Annotated in this window: 26 protein-coding genes and 3 tRNA genes; 15 read left to right on the top strand and 14 right to left on the bottom strand. The window is 62.7% G+C overall.

Annotated features, from left to right (window positions below; translation table 11 throughout):
- Nucleotides 1-284: 284 nt before the first annotated feature.
- Nucleotides 285-358: transfer RNA gene (locus OC446_RS23785), tRNA-Gly, on the bottom strand.
- Nucleotides 359-375: 17 nt separating this feature from the next.
- A tRNA-Tyr gene (locus OC446_RS23780) sits at nucleotides 376-460 on the bottom strand.
- 190 nt (nucleotides 461-650) lie between these two features.
- Here OC446_RS23780 and OC446_RS23775 point away from each other — a divergent pair.
- Nucleotides 651-1,475 carry a TrmH family RNA methyltransferase gene (locus tag OC446_RS23775; RefSeq protein WP_262031490.1) on the top strand — a complete coding sequence of 275 codons (825 nt, stop codon included), beginning with the start codon at nucleotides 651-653 and terminating at the stop codon, nucleotides 1,473-1,475.
- 235 nt (nucleotides 1,476-1,710) lie between these two features.
- Entirely contained in the window at nucleotides 1,711-3,429 is a 1,719-nt protein-coding gene (locus OC446_RS23770) for an MFS transporter (RefSeq protein ID WP_262031489.1), read from the top strand.
- 76 nt (nucleotides 3,430-3,505) lie between these two features.
- On the opposite strand, the gene OC446_RS23765 is transcribed toward OC446_RS23770, so the two are convergent.
- Nucleotides 3,506-3,814: a hypothetical protein gene (locus tag OC446_RS23765; protein ID WP_262031488.1), complete on the bottom strand. Its 309-nt coding sequence runs from the start codon at nucleotides 3,812-3,814 to the stop codon at nucleotides 3,506-3,508.
- Between the two features lie 139 nt (nucleotides 3,815-3,953).
- On the opposite strand from OC446_RS23765, the gene OC446_RS23760 reads away from it, so the two are divergent.
- Nucleotides 3,954-4,028: transfer RNA gene (locus OC446_RS23760), tRNA-Thr, on the top strand.
- A 295-nt stretch (nucleotides 4,029-4,323) separates the two neighbouring features.
- On the opposite strand, the gene OC446_RS23755 is transcribed toward OC446_RS23760, so the two are convergent.
- Nucleotides 4,324-4,593 carry a hypothetical protein gene (locus OC446_RS23755; protein WP_262031487.1) on the bottom strand — a complete coding sequence of 90 codons (270 nt, stop codon included), beginning with the start codon at nucleotides 4,591-4,593 and terminating at the stop codon, nucleotides 4,324-4,326.
- Nucleotides 4,594-5,027: 434 nt separating this feature from the next.
- Here OC446_RS23755 and OC446_RS23750 point away from each other — a divergent pair, with 434 nt between their 5' ends.
- Entirely contained in the window at nucleotides 5,028-5,183 is a 156-nt protein-coding gene (locus tag OC446_RS23750; RefSeq protein ID WP_262031486.1) for a hypothetical protein, read from the top strand.
- Nucleotides 5,184-5,264: 81 nt separating this feature from the next.
- Here OC446_RS23750 and OC446_RS23745 read toward each other — a convergent pair whose 3' ends face one another.
- On the bottom strand, nucleotides 5,265-5,441 hold the full coding sequence (locus OC446_RS23745; protein WP_262031485.1) for a hypothetical protein: 177 nt from the start codon (nucleotides 5,439-5,441) through the stop codon (nucleotides 5,265-5,267).
- A 162-nt stretch (nucleotides 5,442-5,603) separates the two neighbouring features.
- Here OC446_RS23745 and OC446_RS23740 point away from each other — a divergent pair, with 162 nt between their 5' ends.
- Both OC446_RS23740 and OC446_RS23735 read left to right on the top strand, forming a co-directional pair.
- Entirely contained in the window at nucleotides 5,604-6,416 is an 813-nt protein-coding gene (locus OC446_RS23740; protein WP_262031484.1) for a TrmH family RNA methyltransferase, read from the top strand.
- A 72-nt stretch (nucleotides 6,417-6,488) separates the two neighbouring features.
- Nucleotides 6,489-7,469, top strand: coding sequence for an MBL fold metallo-hydrolase (locus OC446_RS23735; RefSeq protein ID WP_262031483.1), 981 nt, complete (start codon nucleotides 6,489-6,491; stop codon nucleotides 7,467-7,469).
- Here OC446_RS23735 and cutA read toward each other — a convergent pair.
- Nucleotides 7,466-7,795, bottom strand: a complete 330-nt coding sequence (gene cutA / locus OC446_RS23730) for a divalent-cation tolerance protein CutA (protein ID WP_262031482.1) — start codon at nucleotides 7,793-7,795, stop codon at nucleotides 7,466-7,468. The genes OC446_RS23735 and cutA overlap by 4 nt on opposite strands.
- A 48-nt stretch (nucleotides 7,796-7,843) precedes the next feature.
- On the opposite strand from cutA, the gene OC446_RS23725 reads away from it, so the two are divergent.
- From OC446_RS23725 to OC446_RS23715, 3 genes are read left to right on the top strand one after another with little or no spacing between them, the layout of a single operon-like run.
- Nucleotides 7,844-8,617 carry an NAD kinase gene (locus tag OC446_RS23725; protein WP_262031481.1) on the top strand — a complete coding sequence of 258 codons (774 nt, stop codon included), beginning with the start codon at nucleotides 7,844-7,846 and terminating at the stop codon, nucleotides 8,615-8,617.
- A 52-nt stretch (nucleotides 8,618-8,669) separates the two neighbouring features.
- Entirely contained in the window at nucleotides 8,670-9,149 is a 480-nt protein-coding gene (locus OC446_RS23720; RefSeq protein WP_262031480.1) for a MaoC family dehydratase, read from the top strand.
- Complete coding sequence (locus OC446_RS23715; protein ID WP_262031479.1) at nucleotides 9,149-10,036, top strand: HpcH/HpaI aldolase/citrate lyase family protein; 888 nt, start codon at nucleotides 9,149-9,151, stop codon at nucleotides 10,034-10,036. Before OC446_RS23720 ends, OC446_RS23715 begins: the two co-directional genes overlap by 1 nt.
- Nucleotides 10,037-10,160: 124 nt before the next feature.
- Here OC446_RS23715 and OC446_RS23710 read toward each other — a convergent pair whose 3' ends face one another.
- Nucleotides 10,161-10,904, bottom strand: a complete 744-nt coding sequence (locus tag OC446_RS23710; protein ID WP_262031478.1) for an outer membrane protein — start codon at nucleotides 10,902-10,904, stop codon at nucleotides 10,161-10,163.
- A gap of 1,091 nt (nucleotides 10,905-11,995) precedes the next feature.
- On the opposite strand from OC446_RS23710, the gene OC446_RS23705 reads away from it, so the two are divergent.
- Entirely contained in the window at nucleotides 11,996-13,330 is a 1,335-nt protein-coding gene (locus OC446_RS23705; RefSeq protein WP_262031477.1) for a type II and III secretion system protein family protein, read from the top strand.
- Nucleotides 13,331-13,340: 10 nt separating this feature from the next.
- Complete coding sequence (locus tag OC446_RS23700; RefSeq protein ID WP_262031476.1) at nucleotides 13,341-13,622, top strand: pilus assembly protein; 282 nt, start codon at nucleotides 13,341-13,343, stop codon at nucleotides 13,620-13,622.
- Between the two features lie 192 nt (nucleotides 13,623-13,814).
- Here OC446_RS23700 and OC446_RS23695 read toward each other — a convergent pair whose 3' ends face one another.
- The 4 genes from OC446_RS23695 to OC446_RS23680 are packed head-to-tail and all read right to left on the bottom strand — an operon-like array spanning nucleotide 13,815 to nucleotide 17,813.
- Nucleotides 13,815-14,489 carry an ABC-type transport auxiliary lipoprotein family protein gene (locus tag OC446_RS23695; protein ID WP_262031475.1) on the bottom strand — a complete coding sequence of 225 codons (675 nt, stop codon included), beginning with the start codon at nucleotides 14,487-14,489 and terminating at the stop codon, nucleotides 13,815-13,817.
- Nucleotides 14,490-14,513: 24 nt separating this feature from the next.
- Nucleotides 14,514-15,851 (bottom strand): MlaD family protein, encoded by a 1,338-nt coding sequence (locus OC446_RS23690; RefSeq protein ID WP_262031474.1) that lies wholly within the window; start codon nucleotides 15,849-15,851, stop codon nucleotides 14,514-14,516.
- Between the two features lie 8 nt (nucleotides 15,852-15,859).
- Entirely contained in the window at nucleotides 15,860-16,660 is an 801-nt protein-coding gene (locus OC446_RS23685; protein WP_262031492.1) for an ABC transporter ATP-binding protein, read from the bottom strand.
- Nucleotides 16,661-16,664: 4 nt separating this feature from the next.
- The gene (locus OC446_RS23680; RefSeq protein ID WP_410055119.1) at nucleotides 16,665-17,813 is read right to left on the bottom strand and encodes an ABC transporter permease; all 1,149 of its coding nucleotides are present in this window, start codon (nucleotides 17,811-17,813) and stop codon (nucleotides 16,665-16,667) included.
- A gap of 80 nt (nucleotides 17,814-17,893) precedes the next feature.
- Between OC446_RS23680 and dgcA the strand changes: the two genes are divergently transcribed.
- A complete protein-coding gene (gene dgcA, locus OC446_RS23675) occupies nucleotides 17,894-18,877 on the top strand; it encodes an N-acetyl-D-Glu racemase DgcA (protein WP_262031472.1) in 984 nt (327 codons plus the stop codon).
- Here the strand turns inward: dgcA and OC446_RS23670 are convergent.
- Nucleotides 18,847-20,025, bottom strand: coding sequence for an MFS transporter (locus tag OC446_RS23670; protein WP_262031471.1), 1,179 nt, complete (start codon nucleotides 20,023-20,025; stop codon nucleotides 18,847-18,849). The two genes, dgcA and OC446_RS23670, sit on opposite strands and share 31 nt — an antisense overlap.
- A gap of 155 nt (nucleotides 20,026-20,180) precedes the next feature.
- On the opposite strand from OC446_RS23670, the gene OC446_RS30885 reads away from it, so the two are divergent.
- The gene (locus OC446_RS30885; protein WP_315986535.1) at nucleotides 20,181-20,681 is read left to right on the top strand and encodes a hypothetical protein; all 501 of its coding nucleotides are present in this window, start codon (nucleotides 20,181-20,183) and stop codon (nucleotides 20,679-20,681) included.
- Nucleotides 20,682-20,686: 5 nt separating this feature from the next.
- Here the strand turns inward: OC446_RS30885 and OC446_RS23660 are convergent, their stop codons facing one another.
- Both OC446_RS23660 and OC446_RS23655 read right to left on the bottom strand, forming a co-directional pair.
- The gene (locus OC446_RS23660) at nucleotides 20,687-21,694 is read right to left on the bottom strand and encodes a glycosyltransferase family 1 protein (RefSeq protein ID WP_315986534.1); all 1,008 of its coding nucleotides are present in this window, start codon (nucleotides 21,692-21,694) and stop codon (nucleotides 20,687-20,689) included.
- Nucleotides 21,694-22,506 (bottom strand): UDP-2,3-diacylglucosamine diphosphatase, encoded by an 813-nt coding sequence (locus OC446_RS23655; protein ID WP_262031470.1) that lies wholly within the window; start codon nucleotides 22,504-22,506, stop codon nucleotides 21,694-21,696. The genes OC446_RS23660 and OC446_RS23655 overlap by 1 nt, the downstream gene beginning before the upstream one ends.
- A 203-nt stretch (nucleotides 22,507-22,709) precedes the next feature.
- On the opposite strand from OC446_RS23655, the gene OC446_RS23650 reads away from it, so the two are divergent.
- Together OC446_RS23650 and OC446_RS23645 are read left to right on the top strand one after the other, a co-directional pair.
- On the top strand, nucleotides 22,710-23,642 hold the full coding sequence (locus tag OC446_RS23650) for a DMT family transporter (RefSeq protein ID WP_262031469.1): 933 nt from the start codon (nucleotides 22,710-22,712) through the stop codon (nucleotides 23,640-23,642).
- 106 nt (nucleotides 23,643-23,748) lie between these two features.
- Nucleotides 23,749-24,366 (top strand): helix-turn-helix domain-containing protein, encoded by a 618-nt coding sequence (locus OC446_RS23645; RefSeq protein ID WP_262031468.1) that lies wholly within the window; start codon nucleotides 23,749-23,751, stop codon nucleotides 24,364-24,366.
- Nucleotides 24,367-24,901 lie beyond the last annotated feature (535 nt).

The following is a 24,901-nucleotide window of genomic DNA, read 5'->3' as shown; positions in this document are numbered from 1 at the left end:
CAATCGTCCCAATGTTGCAGTGCGGCTTATTCCGCTCAAACTTTTCCTTCGCCATTGATCTCTACCTTGCATAGGCCAGGAACAAAAAACCCAGGGGCGTCCGATATTGCGGTTATGCTCTTTGTGCAAGAGCGAATTTCGATATTGCAGAACCTAACGCCGGATAACCCACCCTCGAACCCACGGGGACCAGATCACCAGACACCTCTCCACCGGGCAGGTTCGGCCTGTATAAAGGCCCTAGGGCCCCGAATTACAAGCTGAGCGGTTGGGATCGCGGAAGGTGGAGCGGGTGAAGGGAATCGAACCCTCGTATTCAGCTTGGAAGGCTGCTGCTCTACCATTGAGCTACACCCGCGTGCCCTTCTGATTGGGTGGTGGGGGAAGTAGGACTCGAACCTACGAAGGCATAGCCAGCGGATTTACAGTCCGCCCCCTTTGCCGCTCGGGACATTCCCCCTTTAGACCCAACCCGAACGCAAAACGCCGAGGCTGTTCTGCGAAGCGCCCGACGTGGCCAAGCGCTCCGTGGCGCTCTTATGGTGACCTGCATGGCCGGTGTCAACCTCAAAGCGCGTCGAATCTGACGGGTCGTGAACAGGCCTTCCCTGTGCTATGGCGCTACCGTCACCAAGCGAGATCTAAACAGCATGAGCGACCGTCCCTTCCAGTCCCGCAAGCCGAGATTCCAGCGCCCCCACGGCAAATCCGGTCGCCGCGACGCCCACGCCAGACGCCCGAATTTCGAGATCGACACGACCATCCTCTATGGCTGGCATCCCGTGGCCGAGGCGCTTCGCAACGGCCGGCGGACGATTCGCCGCCTCCTGGCGACGGAAAACTCCGCCCGCCGCCTCAGCGAGGAGCTGGACGCCCCTCTGCCCATCGAACCCGAGATCGTCCGCCCGGACGAGATCAACCGCCTGCTGGAACCGGACGCGGTGCATCAGGGCCTTTACGCCGAGGCTGATCCCCTGCCCTCGCCAAAGGTCGATACCCTGAGCGGCGCGCGCGTCGTGCTCGCCCTCGACCAGATCACCGATCCTCATAATGTGGGCGCCATCGTCCGCACGGCCGCCGCCTTCGACGTCGAGGCCATCATCACGACGGCCCGCCACAGCCCCGCGGCGACGGGCGTTCTGGCCAAATCGGCCTCGGGAGGCCTCGAGCACGTCCCCTTCATGATCGTGCGCAACCTCGGCGACACGCTCAATGCCCTCGGCGAACGGGGCTTTCAGCGAATCGGGCTCGATTCGTCCGGCGATGCCAGTCTCGACGAGATCGAGATCAGACTGCCTGTCGTGCTCGTGTTGGGATCTGAGGGCAAGGGATTGCGCCAGAGGACGCGCGACTGCTGCGACGTCATCGGCCGGCTCGACATGCCCGGAGCTATCAAGAGCCTGAATGTTTCCAATGCCGCGGCGATCAGCCTTTACGCCGTGGTCAAGGGGGCCGCCAGAAGCACTGGCAAGTGACGGCTCGCGTGCCTTCTGAATATCGGCCGAGACTAAGAAATCGTTCTTCTTCGACAGCATCTTAGACGGAAGTCGCAAATACCAATTGTGAATTGTGGAAAGGCGCCTTGGAGGTAGCCTTCCATTCGTTGGATTCTTGGTTGCCGAGCGCAGCCACGACGCCGCGGCCCAGGCCTGCACCGCATGGCTTGCGGCTCAAAACCCGGAAAACCGGGAACGAATGGAAGGGAACCCTATGGCAACAGCAGCTACCACGCCTCATGCGGCTGCCGCAGCGCGGCCGATGACGCGGGAGGAAAAGAAGGTCATTCTGGCCTCCTCCCTCGGTACCGTCTTCGAATGGTACGATTTCTATCTCTACGGCTCTCTGGCCACGATCATCGGCGCGCAGTTCTTCTCCGCCTTCGACGTGACGACCCGTAACGTCTTCGCCCTCCTGGCCTTCGCGGCCGGCTTCCTGGTGCGGCCGTTCGGCGCCCTCGTCTTCGGCCGGATCGGCGACCTCGTCGGCCGGAAATACACCTTCCTGATCACCATCCTGATCATGGGCTGCTCGACCTTCCTGGTCGGCCTGCTTCCCAGCTACAACCAGATCGGCTGGGTCGCCCCGGTGGTTCTGATTGCCCTGCGCATGCTCCAGGGCCTGGCGCTCGGCGGCGAGTATGGCGGCGCCGCGGTCTACGTGGCGGAGCACGCTCCCGTGGGCCGTCGCGGCTTCTACACCAGCTTCATTCAGATCACGGCCACCGTCGGCCTGCTGCTCTCGCTGGTCGTGATTCTGGTGCTGCGCACCTGGATGGGCGAACAGGGCTTCCAGACCGGTGAAGGCTGGCCGATCGCCGGCTGGCGCATTCCGTTCCTGCTCTCCGTCGTCCTCCTCGGCATCTCGGTCTGGATCCGTCTCCAGATGCAGGAATCGCCGGCCTTCAAGAAGATGAAGGAAGAGGGCACGCAGTCGAAGGCTCCCCTGAAGGAGGCGTTCGGCCATTGGAGCAACCTCAAGATGGTGCTCATCGCCCTGATCGGCCTCGCCATTGGCCAGGCTGTGGTGTGGTACACGGGCCAGTTCTACGCCCTGTTCTTCATCCAGAGCATCCTGAAGGTCGACCTGCTCACCTCGAACGTGCTGATCGCATGGTCGCTGATCCTCGGCACCGGCGGCTTCGTGTTCTTCGGCGCGCTGTCCGACAAGATCGGCCGCAAGCCGGTGATTCTCGGCGGCTGCCTGATCGCGGCGATCACCTACTTCCCGCTCTTCGGCGCGCTCACGAACGTGGCCAGCCCGCGGCTCGCTCAGGCGCTCGAGACCGCCAAGGTCCAGGTGGCGGCCGATCCGGCTTCTTGCGGCTCGGTGTTCGATCCGGTGGGCATCCGCACCTTCACGGCGAAATGCGACGTCGCACGCGTGGCCCTGGCCCGCTCCGCCGTCAAGTACGAGCTCGTTCCGGCTGCCGCCGGCACCGATCCGAAGGTGACCTTCAACGGCAAGGAAGTCCCGATCGCCGATGCCATTCCTGCCAACATCACAGCCTTCACGGCAGCAGCGGCGGAAGCAGGCTACCCGAAGGCGGGCGATCCGAGCATCGTGAAGGTCAGCGGCTTCTTTGGGGCTCTCGGCAATGCGCAGGCTCTGAAGGCCATCGGCATCCTGACGCTCTTCGTGATCTACGTCACGATGGTGTACGGCCCGATCGCGGCAGCCCTGGTGGAGTTCTTCCCCACCCGTATCCGCTACACCGCGATGTCGCTGCCCTACCACATCGCCAACGGCTGGTTCGGCGGCCTCCTGCCTCCGACGGCTTTCGCGATGGTGGCGGCCACGGGCGACATCTATTACGGCCTCTGGTACCCGATCGTGATCGCGCTGGTGACCTTCGTGGTCGGCCTGCTCTTCGTGCCGGAAACCAAGGACCGGGATATCATGACCTTCGACGGCCTCAGCGCGAAGCGCTAAACGTCGAGATCCTGATCCAAAAGGAAAACCCCGCCGTGAGGCGGGGTTTTTCATTTCGCGTCCCGGTAAGGGCCGTTCAGTAACAGGTGGTCACGCGACGGACGATCCAGCCCTCGCCTTCCACGAAAAGCCGCTTGCGGGAAATGCTGCACGCGTTGTCGCTTGGAGATTTCATCTCGATGGAAGACGTGGTCTCCACATCCGTCGCGGCAACCTTCGCCGCCGCCTGCTTCTCGGGCTTGGCCGCCGCGCCGTGTCCCGCGTGACTGGCCTGCGCTTGGTCAGCAGCGATACCGAAACCCAAAGCCACCGTCAGGACGGCAAGAGCCTTAACAGAACCAAAGCGCGGGATCGTTTTCCCAGAAGAAGCCCCTAAGACCTTCATAGCACCAACTCCATGACCATGTTTTCCTGACAATTCCATAGTCCGGCCATAGTTTCGGTGCGCCAGGGCACTAAATATTTACGTTTGTGTGGAACTTGCGTCGGGCCTCACGGACTGCTACCTCAGCACCGTGACATCGGCCGGTGTAGCACAGCGGTAGTGCAGCGGTTTTGTAAACCGAAGGTCGGGAGTTCGATCCTCTCCACCGGCACCACTCCCATCGATTGAGTGGCAAGAGTTGCTTCAGAGACAATGAAATCGTGATTCCGCCCTCCCGCACCAGGGCGCGTGAGGCGTTCGCGGCGGGATCGCTATTCGAACGATTTTGAAGGCCCTAACCCAGGGCGAAGCTCAGATAGACGGCGATGAGCAGGGCCAGGAAGCTCAGCCCGAGGGCAGCCATCAAGGCAAGCCAAAGAGATCTCGTGTCGTCGGCATCCATGACGCGCCCCCCCAATCACAACTTTCTCGGTAAACGATGGAGGAGGCGTCTTATTCCCGTGCGTGAACTAAATCTCCGCCGCCTGGAGTTTCATGAGCAGGTCCCTGTGGGCGAACCAGTCTCCGAGCGTTTCCTGCATCTCGCGCAGCGCCGCCTTGGCGTCGCCTGCGGGGTGAGCCTCCCAGGTCAGCTCCTGAATGAGCGTCACCTGATCGGAGATCCGCCGTTTGAGGTCATTGATGTCCTTCGTGAGCCTTCCCAGTTCGTCCTGCAAATCGAGCAGAGAGCCATTTGCCCTGAGGGCTTGGCCAGGTAGACCATCTTCAAGCTTGAGCATAAGCCCGGCATAGCGCGCCAGCCGCGGCCTGCCAAGCTGCGGACGTCAGCAGAGACCGGGCCCGTTCTAATGGAACGGCTTCGAAGGGCGCCGGCCGCTCCGACCTCCACCGTTCCGCCACCCGAGCCGTTGCCGCCCGTGCTCTCGGTCCTGCCAGGGCTTCCGGTGCCAGGTCCGTCGCTGCTCGAGCGACCGGGTGCCCGGGTCAGCGGCTGGCCGTTTCCGCCGGTTTCCTGCTCGCCCTGCATGCCGATCCGTGTGGCAGAATCCGACGGAGACATCGCGGCACTCTGCTTCATGGTGAGCAAGGATGCGGCGGTCACTCAGATCATTCTATCTCGATCTCCTGAAGCGTCACGTCGATTTACGAACCGGCTACCCAGTCCGCGTATCACGGCGTGTCCGCCGGAGTAGCCCGCCTGCACAGGCGGCGCTTGCAGGAATACCGCTTAGGCTACGCACTCCATATCGTGGCGGAGGCGCAGATGGATGTGCTGTTGCTGAACGTGATGGGCTCGGCAGCCGTCGCCTCTGCCGTCGTCGTCGCCGTTATGGCGAACCGGCTGTCGAAAGCGCTCGCCGGTTTATAGCCCTTGGATCGGCCCGGCAACCACATCCGCGAGTACAGGCCCTCCTGGACATCGGGAGCAGACGCATAGGCGGTGGGTCTCCTACCGAATCCGCTCCTTGCCCCAGTTCTCGTGGGCGGCCTGATCGGACACTTCCTGCTCAACGCGGTTCAGCCTGCGGCGCCGGCTGCCGAAGACGGCCATGAAGATGCCGATCAGCAAGGGCCCACCGATGATCACAAGGGCCCAGACCCAGCCGTCCGCAATATCCCAATCCATATGTCGTCTCCCTACGGAGGACTGCATACGGCAGTCCAAGCTTTCTCACGGTGCTAACAGGAATGCCAAGTCGTTGTTCCCGGTACGGTTGAGCATAGGCAAAGGCACCCGAGCGGATTAGAGAGACACCAAGACGTAAGCCTCTCCAGCCTTCAGAGACCCATGCCGATTCCTGTTTCAGACCCTGACGACCCGCGGATCGAGGCCTATCGGGCCGTTCGAGAGCGCGATCTTCTTGGGCGCGAGCACCGCTTCGTGGCCGAAGGAGAAGTGGTCCTAAGGGTTCTGGCGAAGCAATCCCGGTTCAGGATCGAATCGCTTCTTCTGGCGGAGAGCCGGCTCGAAACCCTCGGCGATGTCCTGGACGCGCTTTCCCCCGAAATCCCGGTCTATACGGCGAACCGGGCCGTGATGGATGCGATCGTGGGCTTTCCGATTCACAGAGGCATCCTGGCCGTCGCTCAAAGGGCTCCCCTTCAGCCGGTCGAGGAATTGCTCTCGCAGATGCCCGAGAGGGCGCTGGTCGTCGGACTGGTCGGCCTGGCGAACCATGACAATGTCGGGGGTATCTTCCGCAATGCGGCGGCGTTCGGCGCAGGAGCGGTCCTGCTCGATCGGGAAACCTGCGATCCGCTCTACCGAAAGGCCATTCGCGTTTCGGTCGGGGGAGCGCTGGTGGTGCCCTACACGCGAGTAGCGTCCGCCGATGCCATGGTGGGGGCCCTTCAGGCAGCCTCTTTCGACGTGATGGCCTTGTCCCCCCCGGGGCAGGAGATCCTCTCCCAGGTCCAGCCTTCGCGGCGTACGGCCCTTCTCCTCGGAGCCGAAGGCCCCGGTCTGCCTCCGTCCCTGCTGGCCCGGACCCGCACCGTTTCCATCCCCATGAGCGGCGGGTTCGATTCGCTGAATGTGGCCACCACCAGCGGGATCGCTTTGCACCACTTGGCGAGTGCTGCAGCCCGCCCTGCTCTCTGACTTGTGAAAGTGCCTTCCCTTGTCTCCAAGCCTGGCCGTTCTAGGCTCCCTTTCCCACGTCTGGAGACGCTCATGACAATGACACGCCGTACCGTTCTCGCCAGCACCGCCCTCGCGGCCGCTCCCCTCGCAGGCCCGGCTCTGGCTCAGTCCACTTCGCCCTCCCCTGCCCAGGGGCCCGCTCCCCGGCAAGCTCCCGGCTTCTATCGCTATAAGGTCGGCGACATCGAGGTCACGGCCATCAACGACGGCACCGCGCCGCGTCCTCTCGAGGGGTTCGTCCGCAATGCGGAACTTTCGGCCGTTCAGCAGGCGGCTCGCGACGCATTCCTGCCGCAGGACACCATCCAAAACACCTTCACGACCCTTGTCCTGAACAATGGCGGCCGTCTGACCCTGATCGATACGGGCAACGGCGATTCCGGAGCCCCGACCACTGGCCGCTGGATGACGAATTTCCGAGCCGCCGGGTTCGATTCTGCTCAGGTGAACACCGTCGTCATCAGCCACTTCCATGGTGACCACATCAACGGCCTGCGGCTGAAGGATGGGACGGCCGTGTTCCCGAACGCCGAGATCATGGTGCCGGCGGCCGAATGGGCCTTCTGGATGGACGATGCCCGTATGAACCAGGCTCCGGAAGGTGCAAGGGGCGGGTTCCAAGGCGCCCGGCGCGTCTTCGGTCCCATCGCCAAGGACGTGAAGCAGTATGAGATGGGCAAGGAGGTCGTGCCGGGACTGACGAGCATCGCCGCACCCGGTCACACCCCGGGTCATACGGCCTACATGCTGTCCTCCGGCTCGGGTCGGCTGCTGATCCTGTCGGACACCGCGAACCACCCTGCGCTGTTCGTCCGCAATCCGGACTGGTCGGCGGTATTCGACATGGATGCTGATCAGGCACGCGCCACCCGCCGCAAGATGCTCGACATGGCCATGACCGAGCGGGCACAGGTCGCATTCTACCATGCACCGTTCCCGGCCACGGGCCATATTGCCAAGGAGGGCGACGGTTTCCGCTTCGTGCCCGTGCAGTGGAGCCCGGCCGTCTAAGCCCCGTCCCCGGACGTTTCCCCGTTAAGCCACTCCAGGGTGGCAGCATCCGCGCCGGTCGGCTCGATGAAGAGGATGACCGGCGTGTCGTAGGGATGCCTCTCCTTGAGCGCCCGATGAACCTGATCCTGAAGACCCTTGACGGTCTTCAGGATGGCGACCGCCTCCTGGGCCCGCTCGACGGTTCCCTTCCACGCATAAATGGATTGCATCCCGGGCACCACATTGATGCAGGCGATCAGCCGGTCCCGGACGAGCGTTTCACCCGTCGACAGGGCGATGTCCACATCGGGAAAGGTCGTATAGACGAGAAGTGGGCGATCCATGCTATGCCTGTCCTCCGATCCGATGGGACGCCACGAGGGTAACTGGGCATGGCCCGCCGTTTCAACAATATCGCATTCGTCGCCAGCGACGCGCCCGACGCTCAAAGCGCGCTGAAGACCCTGCAGGGCCTCTATGCCAATGTCGTGCCTGAGGAGGCCGACGTCATCGTGGCCCTCGGCGGCGACGGGCTGATGCTGCAAAGCCTCCACCGCTTCATGGGCACCTCCAAGCCCATCTACGGCATGAACAAGGGCACGGTCGGCTTCCTGATGAACGATTACCGGGAAGAGACTCTGTTCGAACGTTTGGAGGAAGCCGAGCGCAGCGTCGTGCACCCTCTGCTGATGGTGGCCTGGGACGTGCACGGGGTGGCTCATACCGCTCGGGCCATCAACGAAGTCGCCATGTTCCGGCAAACCTATCAGGCGGGAAAGCTGCGCATCAGCGTCGATTCCCATGTCCGGATCGCCGAACTGATCGCCGACGGGATCCTGGTCGCGACGCCGGCCGGCTCGACCGCCTACAATCTCTCGGTCGGCGGAACGATCCTGCCGCTCAATGCACCACTCCTGGCCCTGACGCCGATCTCAGCCTTTCGGCCCCGGCGCTGGCGCGGGGCGCTGCTGCCGGACTACGCCAAGATTCAGATTGAGGTTCTGGAGGCCGAAAACCGCCCCGTCAGCGCGGTGGCCGACCACACGGAATTCCGGAATGTTTCCCATGTGCACGTTTCTATGGACCGCAGCGTCGATCTGGTGATGCTGCACGATCCCGGCCACAGCTTGGATGAACGGATCCTGCGGGAGCAATTCGGCTATTGATGCAGCAAAGGCATGGGATCCAACTTGCCGGTCAAATCGATGAGGTCATGTCATGAGCGATGAGAGCAGGCACCCGAGGGGCGGCCTTTATTTCGAAGATTTCGTCGTCGGAACGACCATCACACACCGTCTCACGCGAACGGTGACGCAGATGGACAACATGCTGTTCTCCAACATGACCCTGAACCCTCAGCCGCTCCACATCGACGCGCATTTCTGCGCCACCGAGACGGAATGGGGCAAGCCGCTCATGAATTCCCTGTTCACACTCGGCCTCATGATCGGTATCTCGGTCAATGACACTACAGTCGGGACGACCATCGCCAATCTCGGCATGACGGACGTGAAGTTCCCCGCGCCGCTCTTCGAAGGCGACACGGTCAACGCGACGACGGAGATCGTCGCCAAACGCGAGTCGAAATCGCGACCGGACGCAGGCATCGTCGATTTCATCCACCGTGCTTACAAGCAGGACGGCACGCTCGTGGCCGAATGTCGCCGACAGGCCTTCATGCGCAAGAGGAGCGCGTGATGCGCTCCTTGCTTTTCGTGCCGGGCGACAGCCGGAAGAAGCTCGAGAAAGGCCTGAACTCGGGAGCTGATGCGCTCCTCATCGACCTGGAGGATTCGGTTGCGCTCGACGCCAAGGAAGAGGCCCGGCGCATCACGACGGCCTTTCTTGCCGAGCAGCGTCAGGAAGTTCAGCGTCCCCGCCTCTTCGTGCGCGTCAACGGATTGACGACCGGCCTCATCGACGCCGATCTCGATTCCGTCATGCGCTCTTCCCCCGATGGGATCGTGCTGCCCAAGACGGTTGGAGGCACCGACGTCGCGCATCTCGGAGCCAAGCTGGCGGTGCGGGAAGCGGAATTCGGCCTGGAGGACGGAGGCACCCGCATCCTCGCCATCGCTACGGAGAACGCCGCCGGCGTGTTCGCTCTCGGCACTTTCGCCGGCGCGAGTCACCGCCTCATGGGCCTGACCTGGGGCGGCGAGGACCTGTCGGCGGACCTGGGCGCCGAAGCCAACCGTACGGAGGACGGCGCTTATACGGCCCCGTACCGGCTCGCCCGATCCCTCACCCTGTTCGGAGCTGCGGCGGCCGGAATCGATGCCATCGATTCCGTCTTCACCAATTTCCGCGACCTGGCCGGTCTTGAAGCCGAATGCAGCGCCGCCCGGCGCGACGGCTTCGTCGCCAAGATGGCGATCCATCCGGCTCAGGTGCCGGTGATCAACGAGACGTTCACCCCTTCCGCCGAGTCCATCGAGCGAGCCCAGGCCGTGATCGAGGCGTTCAAGGCCCATCCGGGAGCGGGTGTCGTCGGCGTCAACGGCGAGATGCTCGACCGTCCTCATCTTTTGCGTGCCGAGCGCCTCCTGAGGCGTGCGGGTCGGTTTGTCGAACGACCTGCCTAGAATTCCTTCCACTCGCGTAGATTCGTCTCTCTTTCTGATCGGCAGCACTTTTCGAAGGGAGAGACGGATCCACTTCGCTGAAGAATGCTCAGAGTTCCGTTGAGCTTTCCGATAGACGCGCGTGTTAATTGAAGCTGTATCGAACGCCCAACCGCATCTCATGGGCACCGATCGATTCCATGTCCACTCCAATGCCGGTGTCGTAGGAACGGGTTTTCACGGCGCCGAGACTGGCGTAGCGGTATCCAAGATCGAGAGTGAAGTTCGACGATAGCTGGTAGCCGACACCGGCCATCAGCGCCCAGGCGAGACTGAAGTCGTCCCCGCCGGCAAGATGCACGGAGGTCCCGATCCCGGTCGCCAGAACCTGGCGAGAGAAAATGTTCTGCGCGATGCCGATACCCGCGCCAATGTAGGGCGTGAAGCCCATCACTGGCCTGAAATCGAGATAGCCGTTGACCATGAATGTCGAGGACTGGAACTGGGCCTGGTCCGTTATGGATACCGCTGTAAGCGAGGCTGGAACGACGACACCCTTGAAGCGCGCGTCGAAGGTGTGGTCCAACGTCACGTCAGCACGGACATTGGCATTGAACCGGTAGCCAAGGCCGGCGCCGACGATGGCCGTATTGTTCAAGCTCTCACGACTGAGATTGCTCGTGGAGGGCTGATCGGCGAAGTCCGCCTCGGGGCGCTTGTAATCGACGTAGCCGACTGTGCCCCTGAGATACAGGCCGCGTGAGCTTTCCCTATAGTCACGCCCCATAGAAGACGAAGATACGAAGACGCGAGAAAGGTCAGCCGCGAGGGCAACCGAGCTTGTTGCTGCGAAAAGGCCGGTCAGGGCCGCAATTCTGATCGTTTTCATCGAAGCTCTTCTTTACTCACCGGAACACACGCACTGCCACGTTATTTCTGCAGTATTGATATGATATTCCGTACCGTTAAAGAATGCGTTAAGCTTAAGTTTTAATGCTGTTCCTTCATCACCTCAGACCTTTGGCACTTGAAAAGACGCCTCACCCCTCGGGCATTCCCAGGAAGCGGGCTATAGAGAGTATCTTCGACGTGACTTCACGCCGGAGAACGAGCAGACTTCCGACGACACAATGCTCCGCTCACCCATGGATGGATTGGTATTTTGAGCGCGCTTTGGGGGCTCGCAGCCTCCTCCGACGGTTTGAGCTCCTTACGCCCGCAACACGTCCTCGACGATCGGCAGCCGGATTCAGCAGCGCCGGCTTTCATCTATCGCGAAGCCAACCGATACACACAGGCTACCGCCCGCGCCTGTTGATCATCATCCTCTTGCATATCGGCAATATCTGGAATGCACCATTGCAAAGTCACCGCGCATGTCTCGCAACGTAACTCGCAAATATGCACGCTGCCGGACAGCAGCCGCGAAAGTCGATCGCTTTAAGCTAAGCCTTTGAAAAGACGGAACTTATGCAGAGTGGTCCGTGTACCGAAACTGAAAACCGGCGACCGGCATGCGAGACTGGAACACGCGTTACATAATGCTACGGCAATGTACGGGCTCCGCACTGGCTGTCATGTCCCCAAACCCAACGACATTTGGGCTTTGATAGACTCAATAATTAACACTATATCATTATCAATATATGGAGTGGTCATGGAATCGGGCCAACCTCGCCTCCCGTGATCACGCCCGCATTAACGATTGAACCGCGATTGCAACGAGGCGCAAGAATTGGAGAAGGCCATGCGTATAGGTCTTATGCCCCTTCTTTGGGCACGCCGCGAAAGACCTGCGGAAGACATGAAGACGTCAACAGGGGATCAGTACCCGCCATGTTACTAGGATGTTGTCTTACACGCCGGTTAAGGCCACCCAGACTTCTGGTCGCTCTTGCATTAGGCGTATCCATTTCTCTGCATGGCGGATTTGTGCCTCGAGCGCAGGCTGAGGATCGATTTCTCAGCTTCGGAGCCGGCATGCCGGAGGAAATTCGTGTGGCGCAAGGCAAGTTCGTAAATGCAACCACGAGCGTCAATGTCAGCCGCCTGGTGGTTGGTGATCCTAAGATCGCGACAGCCGTTCCACTCACCGATAAGACCTTCTATATCCTGGGCAAGGGCGAAGGCCGCACCAATGTTGCGGTTTACGGTGCAAAGGATACGCTCCTGGGATTGGTCGATGTCGAAGTCGGTGCGGACGTACTGGACCTTCAGCAAACGATCCAGAATGCCGTTCCCCAAGCGAAGGTTAAAGTCGACACGATCAACGGGCGCATTCGGCTTAGTGGCGCAGCTCCTGATGGAATCGCCCAGCGCAAGATAATTGAAATCGCTGAGCAGTATAGTTCGTCGCCTGTTATCAACGCTATGAACGTAACCGGAGGCCAGCAGGTTCTGCTCGAGGTGCGCGTGGTTGAAGCAAACCGCAACGCGGGGAGAGAACTCGGTATCAGTTGGTTCGGGAAAAAGAACGGCGGCCCCAGCTTCTCATCAGGTCCGGCTGCTGTTCAGGGCGGAATAAATATCAATGCGAACCTCCCAAGCGGCAATACGCCGTTCGGCACGATGGTCGCGCAGATCCTTGGTGGAGGCTTCACGGCTGACATCCTTATACAGGCTCTGGAGGAAAAAGGCCTCGGACGCCGTCTGGCGGAACCGAACCTCACGGCCCTATCGGGTGAGAAAGCGAGCTTCCTGGCAGGCGGTGAAATCCCGATCCCAGTCGCGGATAATGATGGCAAGATCCAGCTTCAGTTCAAGGAATACGGCGTTCGGCTCAATTTTACTCCGACCGTTCTGGACAATGGCACGATCAATTTGAAGCTTGAGCCGGAGGTCAGCCAAGTCGACGAAAACACGATCATCCGCACAGCTAACACTGCCATTCCGGCTTTCGTTACTCGCCGCGCCAGCACGACAATCGAGGTGCGAGATGGACAGAGTTTCGCCATGGCCGGGCTGCTCCAAAGCATTCAGACCAGAAACCAGGATCAACTCCCGTGGCTTGGACAACTGCCTGTCCTTGGCGTTCTGTTCAGGTCCTCATCCTTCCAGGAGCAGGAGACAGACCTTGTCATCATCGTCACCCCGCATCTGGTCCGCCCCGCGAAGCCAGGACAGCCGCTGCGCACACCTCTCGATGTGTCAAAGCCCAGCAATGATGCAGAGTTCTTCCTGCTCGGAAACTTGGAAGTCAGCAGCGACATGCAACGCCGCTTCGCCGAGGGGACGGGCGTCGTTGGGCCTTATGGGCATATTGTCAACTTGAAGCCGGAGAAGACCAATGCCCGCAAGAAAATCGCCAAGCCTTAAGATGGCACTCGTGACCTGCACAGCGCTTGCCCCGATGCTCGCCCTCGGGGCATGCGCGGATTACGTGAAGCACAGCGATACGATCACGGCGTCGGCCGGGGACGCGGTTGCGCACAACAAGGTCGTGCATATCGACGACCCATGGCCCCGCGCCTCGGCGAATACCCACATTACGGGCAACGGCCAAAGGGTTGATAAAGCGACGAAGCGCTACCTCAATGGCGCCGCAGCTTCCCCGGAGGCCGCCGTATCAGTCTCGCCCTCTCCACAAGGCTCACCCCCAGCGCAATAAGGCATGCAAGCTCAACTTCAAGGACGGCTCTGTCCGTCCTTGAGAAGTGATGACGTCGAAACAGCTCTTGCTCAATCGGGTTCGTAACGTGAGGACCTCGCCTAGCTCAGAGATCTCGTTCCAGCCACCCCTGGCCCGTCGGATCAGAACGATTACTCATGCTCGTTTGAGACCCGTAGAGAGAAACCCTTGTCAGGTCGGCGCCTGTTCCTTGGAAGGCACCTGCGACTGACTGCTGACATCACCGGGGTCCTCTCGCCGCGGCAGATGGCTGCCGCTCACCCAGCGCACGATGTCGAGCATGACGACCGAGAGAGACTCGTCGAGGGCACGGGCGGCATTCGGAGCGTCGATGGCGCTGGCCGGGACCCTGGCGCGGAAGATGCGACCGTTGACGATGCGGCCGTTCTGGTCGGCAACGATCTTCACGGAGATCTCGGCCACGGCCTCGTTCTCGGGCGTCGCGATTTCGAACCGGCGCAGCTCCGAGATGAGCTGCACGTCGGCCACGGCGCCGCTGCTTGGGCGTGACACGCCCCGGAGCTGGGAGGCGTTCTCAAACGTGTTGATCAGGCGCGTCTGGATCAGGCGCGGCAGGTTGTCGGCCCACTGCCCTCCCCCGATGAACGACACCGAGCCGCTCGCGTCCTTCACCAGGATCTGCTGGGTCGAGAGTGACTGGAGAGCCGCGGGCTCATTCACCAGCACCTGAACGCCGGCCGCTCCCCGAATCCGTGAGGTCGGAGCCGAGAGGTCAAAGGTCGCCGGTGCGGGACCTGACGAGCAGGCGCCGGTCAAGGCAGCCAATACCAGGACCGGGGCAAGGCCCCGGAGCAGGCCGGCTCGTTCAGTCTGGAGAAATGCCACTGAGGATCCACGCATGAAGGTTACTTAACGGCGACCATTGTATTGGGGGAGATTGGAACTGCCACCGAAAATAAACTGCTGTGGATTACGTTCGATGCTGCGGACGGCCCGGCTGATGTCGCCCAGCGTCTTGCGCCCTTCGACCGCCAGAGCCTCGTATTCCCGCAGGCCCGATTCCGTGAACCGGTTGACCCCGCCGAGAATGCCCTGAATGCCCTCGGTCCGGGTATTGAGATCATTGGCGAGCTCGCGTACGGCCACGGCCGCCGCGCGGATCTCGTCGAAGGCTCCCTTGCCGGCTTCGCCGGAGGCCGAGCCAAGGAACTTCTCGGCGCCCGCCAGCACGCTGTCGATCTTGTCGGCCGACCGATTGAGCTTCTCCGTGATGGAACGCGCCTCCTGGATGGCCTTGTCGATGTCCGGGCTGCGACGGCTCAGGGTCTGGGTGAAGGTGTCCACGTTGTCGACCGTACGGCCGATCTTGGCGGGGTCGATGGCCTTGGTGACCGCCGCGATCTCGGCCACTGCCGAATCGAGCTTCGGCGCCGTCTCGTTCAAGCGCCCGATCAGGCTTGCCGCATCCTTGAGCGCATCACTCACGACCTGCCGGTTCTCACCGAGCGCCGTGGTGAAGTTGTCGACATTCTCGACGATGCGGGCAACCCGCTGGCGATCGACCGACCGTACGATCTCGTCGACGTTCGTCGCCAGGGTCTCAAGCTTCTCGGCCAAGGGCCCCACCTTCTCGGCCGCCTGACCGACTTGAGCCAGGAAGCGATCGATGCCCTCCGCATTCTCGCCCAGAGCCTGGGAGAAGCGCTCCACGTTCTGAACCGTGCGGTTGATGGATCCCTCGTTGTCGGCAATGACGCGGCCGACCCGTTCGAGCACGTCGTCGGCCCGACGGGCAATGTTGCGCGCGGTTTCGATGAGATCCTGGAAGTCGGACCGGTCGGCAAAGATCGTCGGCATGGGCTGGCCCGGACCGGCCACGAGCGGGGGAGCGCCCGCTTCGCCGCCCGAGAGGCCGACATTGGCCACGCCGGTCAGCCCCTGGTACTCCAGGCGCGCGCGCGTGTCAGACCGGATCGGCGTGTTGCTGTTGACGGTGGCGATGGCCACAACGCGGCGGGGGTCCTCCGGCAGAAGGTCGAGGCTCGTCACCTCGCCGACCCGCAGGCCGTTGAAGGACACGCTCGACCCCTGGGACAGGCCCGAAACCGAACCGGAGAACACGATGCGGATGTTCTGGCGCGCCTGTCCCCGCTCGCCGCCGGAGAACCAGTAGACGAAGCCGAAGGCGGCTGCGATCACCGCCAGGGTGAAGAGGCCGATCAAGGCGTAGTTTGCACGCGTTTCCATCGTTACCCTTACGCGCCGCCGGCCATGACCGCGCGTGCCCGTTTTCCATGAAAATAAGAGCGAAGCCACGGGTGATCCGATTCCAGCATCACCTCGATGGGACCCTCCGCGAGAATTTTTCCCTCGCCCAGAGCCGCTATGCGGTCGCAGACCGAATAGAGGCTGTCCAGGTCATGGGTTACCATGAATACGGTCAGGCCCAAAGTCCGCTGTAACGTCGCAATGAGGTCGTCGAACTCGCCCGCGCCGATGGGGTCGAGGCCCGAGGTCGGCTCGTCGAGGAAAACGATCTCAGGGTCGAGGGCGAGCGCCCTCGCCAGGGCGGCGCGCTTGATCATGCCGCCGGAGAGCTCCGAGGGCAGCTTGTCGGCCGCGTCGGGATTGAGGCCTACCATCTCGATCTTGAGCATGGCCAACTCATCGATCAGGCGGTCGGACAGATGCAGGTATTCCCGCATAGGAACCTGGATGTTCTGCTTCACGGTCAGAGCAGAGAACAGGGCGCCCTGCTGGAACAGCACGCCCCAGTGCCGCTCCAGCTGGCGGCGCCCCTCGGCGGAGAGTTCATCGAGATTCTGGCCCAGCACCTCGATGGTGCCCGCCCTCTTGGGCACGAGCCCGAGGATGGCCCGGGTCAGGACCGACTTGCCCTGCCCTGAACCACCGACGAAGCCGAGGATCTCTCCGCGGTAGACGTCGAGATCGAGCCCCTTCAGGATCGTCCTCTCTCCGAAGCCGACTTCGACGCCGCGGACGCGGATGATCACGTCGCGGTTCTCCAGTTGTTCGGGGTGGCGCCGTTCGAGCATCATGTCAGTAATTTATCGCTGCAAAGAACATGGCAAAGAGGCCATCGAGCACGATGACCATGAAGATGGCCTTCACCACCGAGGATGTGACATGGCGGCCCAGGGATTCGGCGGACCCCTCGACAGCCAGACCCTCGAGGGTGGCGATGATGCCGATCACCAGGGCCATGAACGGGGCCTTGATCATCCCGACCAGGAAGGTGTTCATCCCCACGGCCGCCCTGAGGCGGTTCAGGAAGATGTCCGGGCTGATATCGCCATAGACCCAGGTCGTGAGGCCGCCTCCGACGAGCGCCGCGATGGACGCGATGAAGGTCAGCAGCGGCAGGCCGATGACCAGCGCCATGATTCGCGGGACGATGAGCACCTCGATGGGATCGAGGCCCATGACCCGAAGGGCGTCGATCTCTTCCCGCATCTTCATCGAGCCGATTTCGGCCGTGAAGGCCGAGCCCGAGCGGCCCGCCACCATGATGGAGGTCAGCAGCACGCCCAGCTCGCGCAGGACGAGGATGCCGATCAGGTCGATGACGAAGGGCGTCGCGCCGAACTTCACGAGCTGGAAGATGCCCTGCTGCGACACGATGCAGCCGACGAGGAACGAGATCAGGACGATGATCGGGACGCCGCGATAGGCGATCTGCTCCAGCTGGTTGATCACCGCCGTCGCCCGGAAGCGGCGGGGATGAAGAACCACGCGGATCATCGCCGATACGAGTTCGCCCAGGAAGCCGACGCCACCGACCATGTCCTTGCCGGCACCCGCCACGCTTCGGCCCACGTCGACGAGGAAGTCCACGAAACGGGAGTGTCGCGGCTTCGGCTCACCCTGAAAGTCGCGGTAGGAGGCTTCGTCCAGGAGAATCGTCTGCTCGGGTGAGGCGTTGACGAAATCCACCTGCCCCTTGGCGGAAAGCTCATGCCGGGCCCGGTTGAGCGTCCAGGCGCCGAGGGTGTCGAGACGCTCGATCTCGCTCAGATCGAAGACGAGGGGAAAGCTCTCGGCCTCGGCGGCGATCTCACCGGCCAGGGCTTCGACCTTCTGGGCATGAGGCGCCGTCCAGGGACCGGCGAGCCGGACTGTCATCGGCCTACTGGCCTGGTCGATTGTGACTTCCGGCTCTCGAGCCAAGGTGCTCTGCGCCACGATCATCCCTTCGGCGTTGATTCCGCTTGGTGATAGCGTGTCATTGCGCCACAAGTCGAGACGAAGTTAAGAAGAGACCTGAGAGAATGCGTAAGCTCACCGTTTCCATCGACCGTTTTCCCATTGCAGGCAAATTCACGATCGCCAGGGGCTCCCGGACCGAGGCGGTGGTCGTAACGGCGACGATCTCCGAGGGCGAAGCCGTCGGACATGGAGAATGCGTGCCCTATCCCCGTTACGGCGAGACGGTCGAAGGGGTCGCTGCTGCCATCGAGGCCATACGGCCGCAGATCGAGGCGGGACTGACCTGCGAGGCGCTGCAAAACCTCATGCCTGCGGGAGCGGCCCGGAACGCGGTCGATTGCGCCCTCTGGGACCTGGACGCAAAGCGCTCGGGCATCCGCGCCCACCTGACCGCCGGCCTCACCCGCTGGACGCCCGTCACCACCGCCTACACGATCAGCCTCGGCACGCCCGAGGAGATGGCGGAAGCGGCCGCCAAGGCGGCGGAGCGGCCGATCCTCAAGGTGAAGTTCGGCGCTCCCGACGGGGATATCGACCGGATCAGGGCCGTCCGCCGCGCCGCCCCCCAGGCGACCCTGATCGCCGACGCCAACGAGGGCTGGACGGAGGAGAACCTGGAACGGAACCTCGCAGCTTGTGCCGACGAGGGTTATGCCCTGGTAGAGCAGCCTTTGCCTGCCAAGGCCGACAGCTACCTGAGACAGATCGCGAGTCCGGTCCCGATTCTCGCGGACGAGAGCGTGCACGACCGGGCAAGTCTCGACCGGCTGATCGGCCTCTACGACGTCGTCAACATCAAGCTCGACAAGACTGGCGGCCTGACGGAGGCGCTGGCCTTGGCGGACGAGGCGGAAGCCAAGGGCTTCTCGCTCATGATCGGCTGCATGGTCGGCACGTCGCTCGCCATGGCGCCGGCCCTGGTGCTCGCGCCCCGGGCCCGTTTCGTGGACCTCGACGGGCCGCTCCTCCTCGCCAGGGACCGGGAACCGGGCCTGCGCTACGAGGGCAGCATCGTTTACCCGCCGGAGCCTGCTCTCTGGGGCTGATTCCTCTGCATGCGGGCGACGATCAGCATCAGGACGAACCCGATGGCTCCCAGGGGAGCCATCGCGGCGAAGACGCCGGCTCCTGTCTCGCTGTAGATCATGCCGCTGGCGACCGTCGAGGCCGCAGTCGTCAAGGCAGCCAGCGAACCGTAGATGCCCTGCGCCCGTCCCCTCGCCTTCATGGGGGCCAGCGCGGTCAAGGCCGCCATCGTGCCGATATGGGTGGCCGCGAAGGACAGGCTGTGCATGGTCTGCAGCACGAACATCACCTCTGTCCCCGGCTGCAGGGACATGATCATGAAGCGGATGGCCGCCGCGGCTGATCCGAGCATGATCAGGCCGATGCCCGACTTCCGGCCCACATGCCGTCCGAGATAGATGAAGACCAGGATTTCGGCGATCACCCCGGCCGCCCAGAAATAACCGATCACCGCATCGGAGAAGCCGATGGAACGCCAATAGATGCTGCCGAAAGCGTTGAGCGCGCCGTGGCTGCCCTGCGTCACCGCCCCGGCGATCAGGACCAGCCAGAGGACCCGGGAAAGCGTGGCAGGAGCAGCGTCCTTCGCCTCGCCTTGGTTTGAAGCTTCGGGTGTCTCGTGCGGAACGGCCACCAGGGTGGCGGTGATCCCCAGGATCGGAATGACCGTCAGGGCGACGATCACGACGTCCGGCCCGAACGCCCCGACCAGATATCCGCCCACGATGTTGGTGATGAAGAACGACACGGAGCCCGAGCCCCGGATCCGCCCGTAATTCAGGCCTGGATGTTTCTGCACCGCGTTTGTGGAGACGAGATCGTTGCCCGGAATGATGCAGGATTGCGCGACCGCGACGAGCGCCACAAGGGCCATGATGGCCCAGGTGGCATCGACCAAAAGAAAGAGCGGGAAGCCGATCAGCTGACCGAAATGGCTGGCGAGAAGCAGCCGTCGCGCTCCGAAAGACCGGTCCGCGAGGCTCATGAGCGGCGCCGTCGCCAGGATCCGCACGACGATGGGAATGGCGACCACGAAGCCGATCACGGTCGGCGACAGGGCCTTGCTCTGAAGCCAAAGCGGGAAGAATGGGAGGTACATCCCGTGGCTGGTGAAACTGGCGGCCTGCAACGCACCCAGGCGAATTTCGAGTGCTTTGTACGGATGCATCGGGGCTCTGATCTTCTGGGATGGAAAAACGGGACCGGTCAAAGAACACGGTGCAAGACTATCTCTGAAAGCCTTACAGGGGTTGAGCTTGCAGATACTTTGCACACATCTGTTTGAGACAGGAATCAACCCCGGCAAAGATGGATTGTGTTACCATGCCCGATGAAGACATGCACGTCACGTTCGGCGATCTGGATTTCAACACCATTGAAGAGGCCGTCATGGAGACGGCTCGTGGCCGCTGGTTCCTGAAGGAATATGCCCGGCGCAACCGCAATGCGGATACGCAGGCCGTGCTCGAGGCCGTCGAGCGCCTGAAGGCGTTGCCCCGCGACGCCGGGACGGTCGAGCCCGTCAGGGCTTGCCTGGAGAGAATGGCTGCCTCGATCCGGCAGACGAAGGAAGAGGTCCGCTCCTTTCCGGCTTTGGACGCCGGCGATCCGCTGAATGCCCTCTCGGAGGCGGAGCTTCAGCAAGCGGCCGAGCAGCGCATCCGGCTTTTGGTGTCGACGCTCCACAACCTGGAAAGCGAGATCCAGGGCATGATCGATCTCACCCGGGTGGAAATCGAGCGGACCGATGTATCGGTTGAGACCGGCCCTTTCGCGGGTGAGAAGGCTCAGCATTCCCACCCGCGTCCCGCCTTCCTGATGTAGGCAGGCTAGGCCCTGGAATGGGCTTTCTCGATATTGGTGAAGAATTGCCGGGCACTTTCGTGCCAGGTGAAGGTTTCGCCATAGGCGCGGCAGCGCTCCTTCGGAATGGCGAGGGCGGCCAGCGCGGCCTCGCGCAGATCGGCGTTGAGGACGCCGCAGCCCGAGGAGCCGATCACGTCCAGCGGCCCCGTCACCGGAAAGGCCGCAATCGGCAGGCCGGACGCCAAGGCCTCGATCAGCACGATGCCGAAGGTGTCGGTGAGGCTCGGAAAGACGAACACGTCCGAAGAGGCATAGACTCGCGCCAAATCTTCGCCCGTGAGAGAACCGAGGAAGCGGACCGCAGGATATCGCCGCTCGAGGTCCGCGCGGGAGGGCCCGTCGCCGGCGACCACCTTCGTGCCGGGCAGATCGAGGCTTAGGAAGGCCTCCAGGTTCTTCTCGACGGCCACTCGTCCGACATAGAGGAAGACGGGTGCGGAAGCGTTCAGGATCCGCTCGCCCCTGGGTCGGAACAGACCGGTGTCCACGCCCCGGGTCCAGCGCATGATGTTCCGGAAGCCGCGCCCCGTCAGCTCCCGCTCCAGGGAGGGCGTGCTCACCATCATGGCGCGGGCCGCCCGGTGGAACCGCAGGAGGGCTCCATAGGACCACGCCGCGGGGATCCCGGTTCGTGCCGCCACGTATTCCGGAAAGCGCGTGTGGTAGCTCGTGGTGAAGGCGCGCTCCTGGCGGATGCAGGCGATCCGCGTCGCCAGCCCTATGGGTCCTTCCGTGGCGATGTGGACATGGGTCGGCCGGATCTCGCCGAGGATGTCCGCGAGAGCACCGGGCCCGGCCAGGGACAGGCGGATCTCCGGATACGTCGGCATCGGAATGGACCGGAACCGCTCGGGCGTGAGGAACACGACCTCCGCGCCGAAGCGCGGCGCCTCCGCCGCCATGTATTCCAGCGAACGCACCACGCCGTTGATCTGGGGATGCCATGCGTCGGTCGCGATCAGAAGGCGCATCAGGCGGCTTTCTCGCTGAGATTCACCTCGGGAAGGCTTCGGTCGCGGGCTGCCTCGCGCTGGAGATCGGTCCACCGGATCAGCTCGAAGGAGCCGTCGTAATGCTCGACCACCGCTGTGCAGGATTCGACCCAGTCGCCGGTGTTCACATAGGCCACGCCGAACTGATCATGCATGATCGCGTGGTGGATATGGCCGCAGATGACGCCGTCGGCGTCCTGGCGCCGGGCCTCTGCCGCGAGAAGCTCCTCGAAGCGGCTGATGTAGTTCACCGCATTCTTCACCTTCAGCTTCGCCCAGGACGAAAGTGACCAATAGGTGAGGCCGAGCCGCCGTCGCACGATGTTGAGATGGGTGTTGACGAAAAGAGCCGCCGCATAGGCCCCGTCTCCAAGGAGCGCGATCCAGCGGGCATGCCGGACCACCAGGTCGAACTGGTCGCCGTGGATCACGAGGTAGCGCTTGCCATCCGCCGTCTCGTGCAGGGCGTAATCCGCCAGCTCGATGCCCCCGAGATTGACCCCGATATAATCGCGCAGGAACTCGTCATGGTTGCCGGGAAGGTAGACGAGGCGGGCGCCCTTCCGAACCTTGCGCATGAGCTTCTGCACGACGTCGTTGTGGGTCTGCGGCCAGTACCAACCGGATCTCAGGCGCCAGCCGTCGACGATGTCGCCGACGAGATAGATCGTGTCGGCATCGTAGGCTTTGAGGAATTCGAGCAGCGCCCCGACCTGGCACCCCTTCGTGCCCAGGTGGAGATCGGACAGGAACAGGGTCCGGACGCGCAGAGCATTCACTTCCTGAGCCATGGGCTCCTCCGGTGGGCTTGCCGATCAAGAGCCAAACCGGATTCGCATCTCGTCCCCGTGACGGTTTTCCTGCAGATTTGTGACGGCGGGGACGTCCCATGCGCCCGGCGCAGGGGTTTCTCACCGATTTGGGGTTCACGAAGGGCCGCGTCCGTGGTTGGTTGCAACCTTCAAGCGACGCCATCCGTGAAAATCCTCCTCTCGTGAAACCTCTTCTGGGGATCTCCCTCAAAGTCATCTCCGCCGTTGTCTTCACGATGATGTCGGCGACCCTCAAGACCCTCGCCGCCCGCTATCCTGTCGGAGAGATCGTCTTCTTCCGCTCGGCCTTCGCGCTTCTGCCGCTGCTGCTGTGGCTGAAATGGCAGGGGGACCTCATCAATGCGGTGCGGACGAAGAATGTCGTCGGGCATTTCAAGCGCGGTTTCATCGGCACGGGAGCGATGTATCTCGGCTTCGCCGCCCTCTCCTACCTGCCCCTCCACGACGCCATCGCCATCGGGTATGCCTCGCCTCTGATCGCCGTGATCCTGGCGGCGCTCCTGTTGAAGGAGACGGTGCGCGCCTACCGCTGGACCGCCGTCGGCATCGGCTTCATCGGCGTGCTGATCATGCTGTCACCGTATCTGAAGGTCGGCACCTTCGGCGGGGACTTGAATGCGGGCCCGACCCTCGGGGCGATGCTGGCCTTCACCGGAGCCTTCTGCTCGGCCGGCGCCATGATCCAGGTCCGCCGGCTAACCCAGACGGAGAAGACCGGCGCCATCGTGTTCTATTTCTTCATCATGGCGTCGGGCCTTTCGCTCTGCACCAGCATCCTCGGCTGGCGCATGCCGGATTCCATGGACCTCGCCCTGTTCGTGCTCATCGGCATCCTGGGCGGCGTCGGGCAGATCCTGGTGACGCAATCCTACCGCTATGCGGATACGTCCGTGATCGCGCCGTTCGAATACACGACCATGATCTGGGCGCTCCTGTTCGGCTGGTTCATGTTCGGCGACCTGCCGACCTTCACGGTGCTCACCGGAGCGATCATCGTGGCCGCGACCGGCGTGTTCATCGTCTGGCGCGAGCACCGGCTCGGGCTCCTGCGAACGAAAGAACTGCAGGCCACGCCACAGAGGCCGGGCGTCTGAACCGAAAAGAAAACGTCATGGCGCCGCAGGCGCTTGACCCGTCCCGTCGATTCCCCCACAACCGATTTGAGGAACGAACGTTCTCTTTTTCGGAACAGAGGCAGTCATGGGCGTCGAGGGCAAAGAGCGGAACCGGGAGTTGGAAACAGGCGCACAGGTTCTGTCCGGCAACATGGGAAAGACCATCCAGCGGTTGCGCAAGGCCTACAACCTGTCCCTATCGGAACTCGCCGAGCAGTCCGGCGTCGCGAAGTCGATCATCAGCCAGATCGAGCGCAACGAGACCAACCCGACGCTCGCCACCATCTGGCGGCTGAGCCAGGCCCTGGACGTGTCGATCGAGCGTGTTCTCGCCTCTGGCGACGAGGAGCCCTTCATCGGGAAGTCCTCCAAGGCCGACACCCCAATCCTCGTCTCGGAAGACGGCAAGATGCGCCTCGCCATCATCGGCTGGCTCAAAACCATCGAGTGGCTGCAATGGTACGACGTGCAGTCCGAGCCCGGCGGCGTGCTCGATTCCGACAGCCACCAGCGCGGCTCGGTGGAATGCCTCTCGGTTCTGGAGGGAGAATTCGAAGTCGAAGTCGGCGGCGTGACCCAGCAGGCGAAGGCCGGCGAGAGCCTGCGTTACCGCTGCGACCGCCCCCATTCGGTCCGCTGCATCGGCACCGCGCCCGGCCGCGCCACCATGGTGTGCATCCTCAAGGCCGCTGTCATGGATTGAGGCCCGGATACGGCCCGGTCACCGGAAACGACGTTATTCATTTCATGTCAAAGAGCCAGCACCTGTGGGCCCGCAGCTTGCGCTGCGAGCCTCATCGGGGGTCGAGGGTGGCGCGTCGGGCAGCCCGGCTCGATCTCTAGTGGTGAAGGTGAGAGCCGAACTGCTCGTCACGCACGGTTCTTTTAGGCGTTTAAACTTGGAATCAGCACAAGGCTGCCAAGGGCCTCCTGCCGTCGGCTGCGTGACCGGCGGACAGGACCGTGTCCGATCCCACAACTTGCGACGCCTCGCGAAGCGCGCCCCTCGTCGGATCAGGCTGTGCAATGATATAGCCAAGGCTGATCCCGCTGTCAAGAACAAAGTAAGAACATAACGCTGACTGACCATCCTGAGCCCTCATCCTGAGGAGCGGAGCGTCTCGAAGGACGAGGGCGCCTCCTGTGCGCACTGGACGGTCCTTCGAGATGCAGCTGCGCTGCTCCTCAGCGACTGTGTTTTTCGTCAAGCGTTTTGCCACGGGGTCTGATCGCGTAGG

The organism is Microvirga sp. Mcv34, from assembly GCF_024519725.1.
Taxonomy (GTDB): domain Bacteria; phylum Pseudomonadota; class Alphaproteobacteria; order Rhizobiales; family Beijerinckiaceae; genus Microvirga.
Note: the sequence above shows the minus strand (reverse complement) of the source record. Positions and strands in the feature narration are given on the sequence as shown.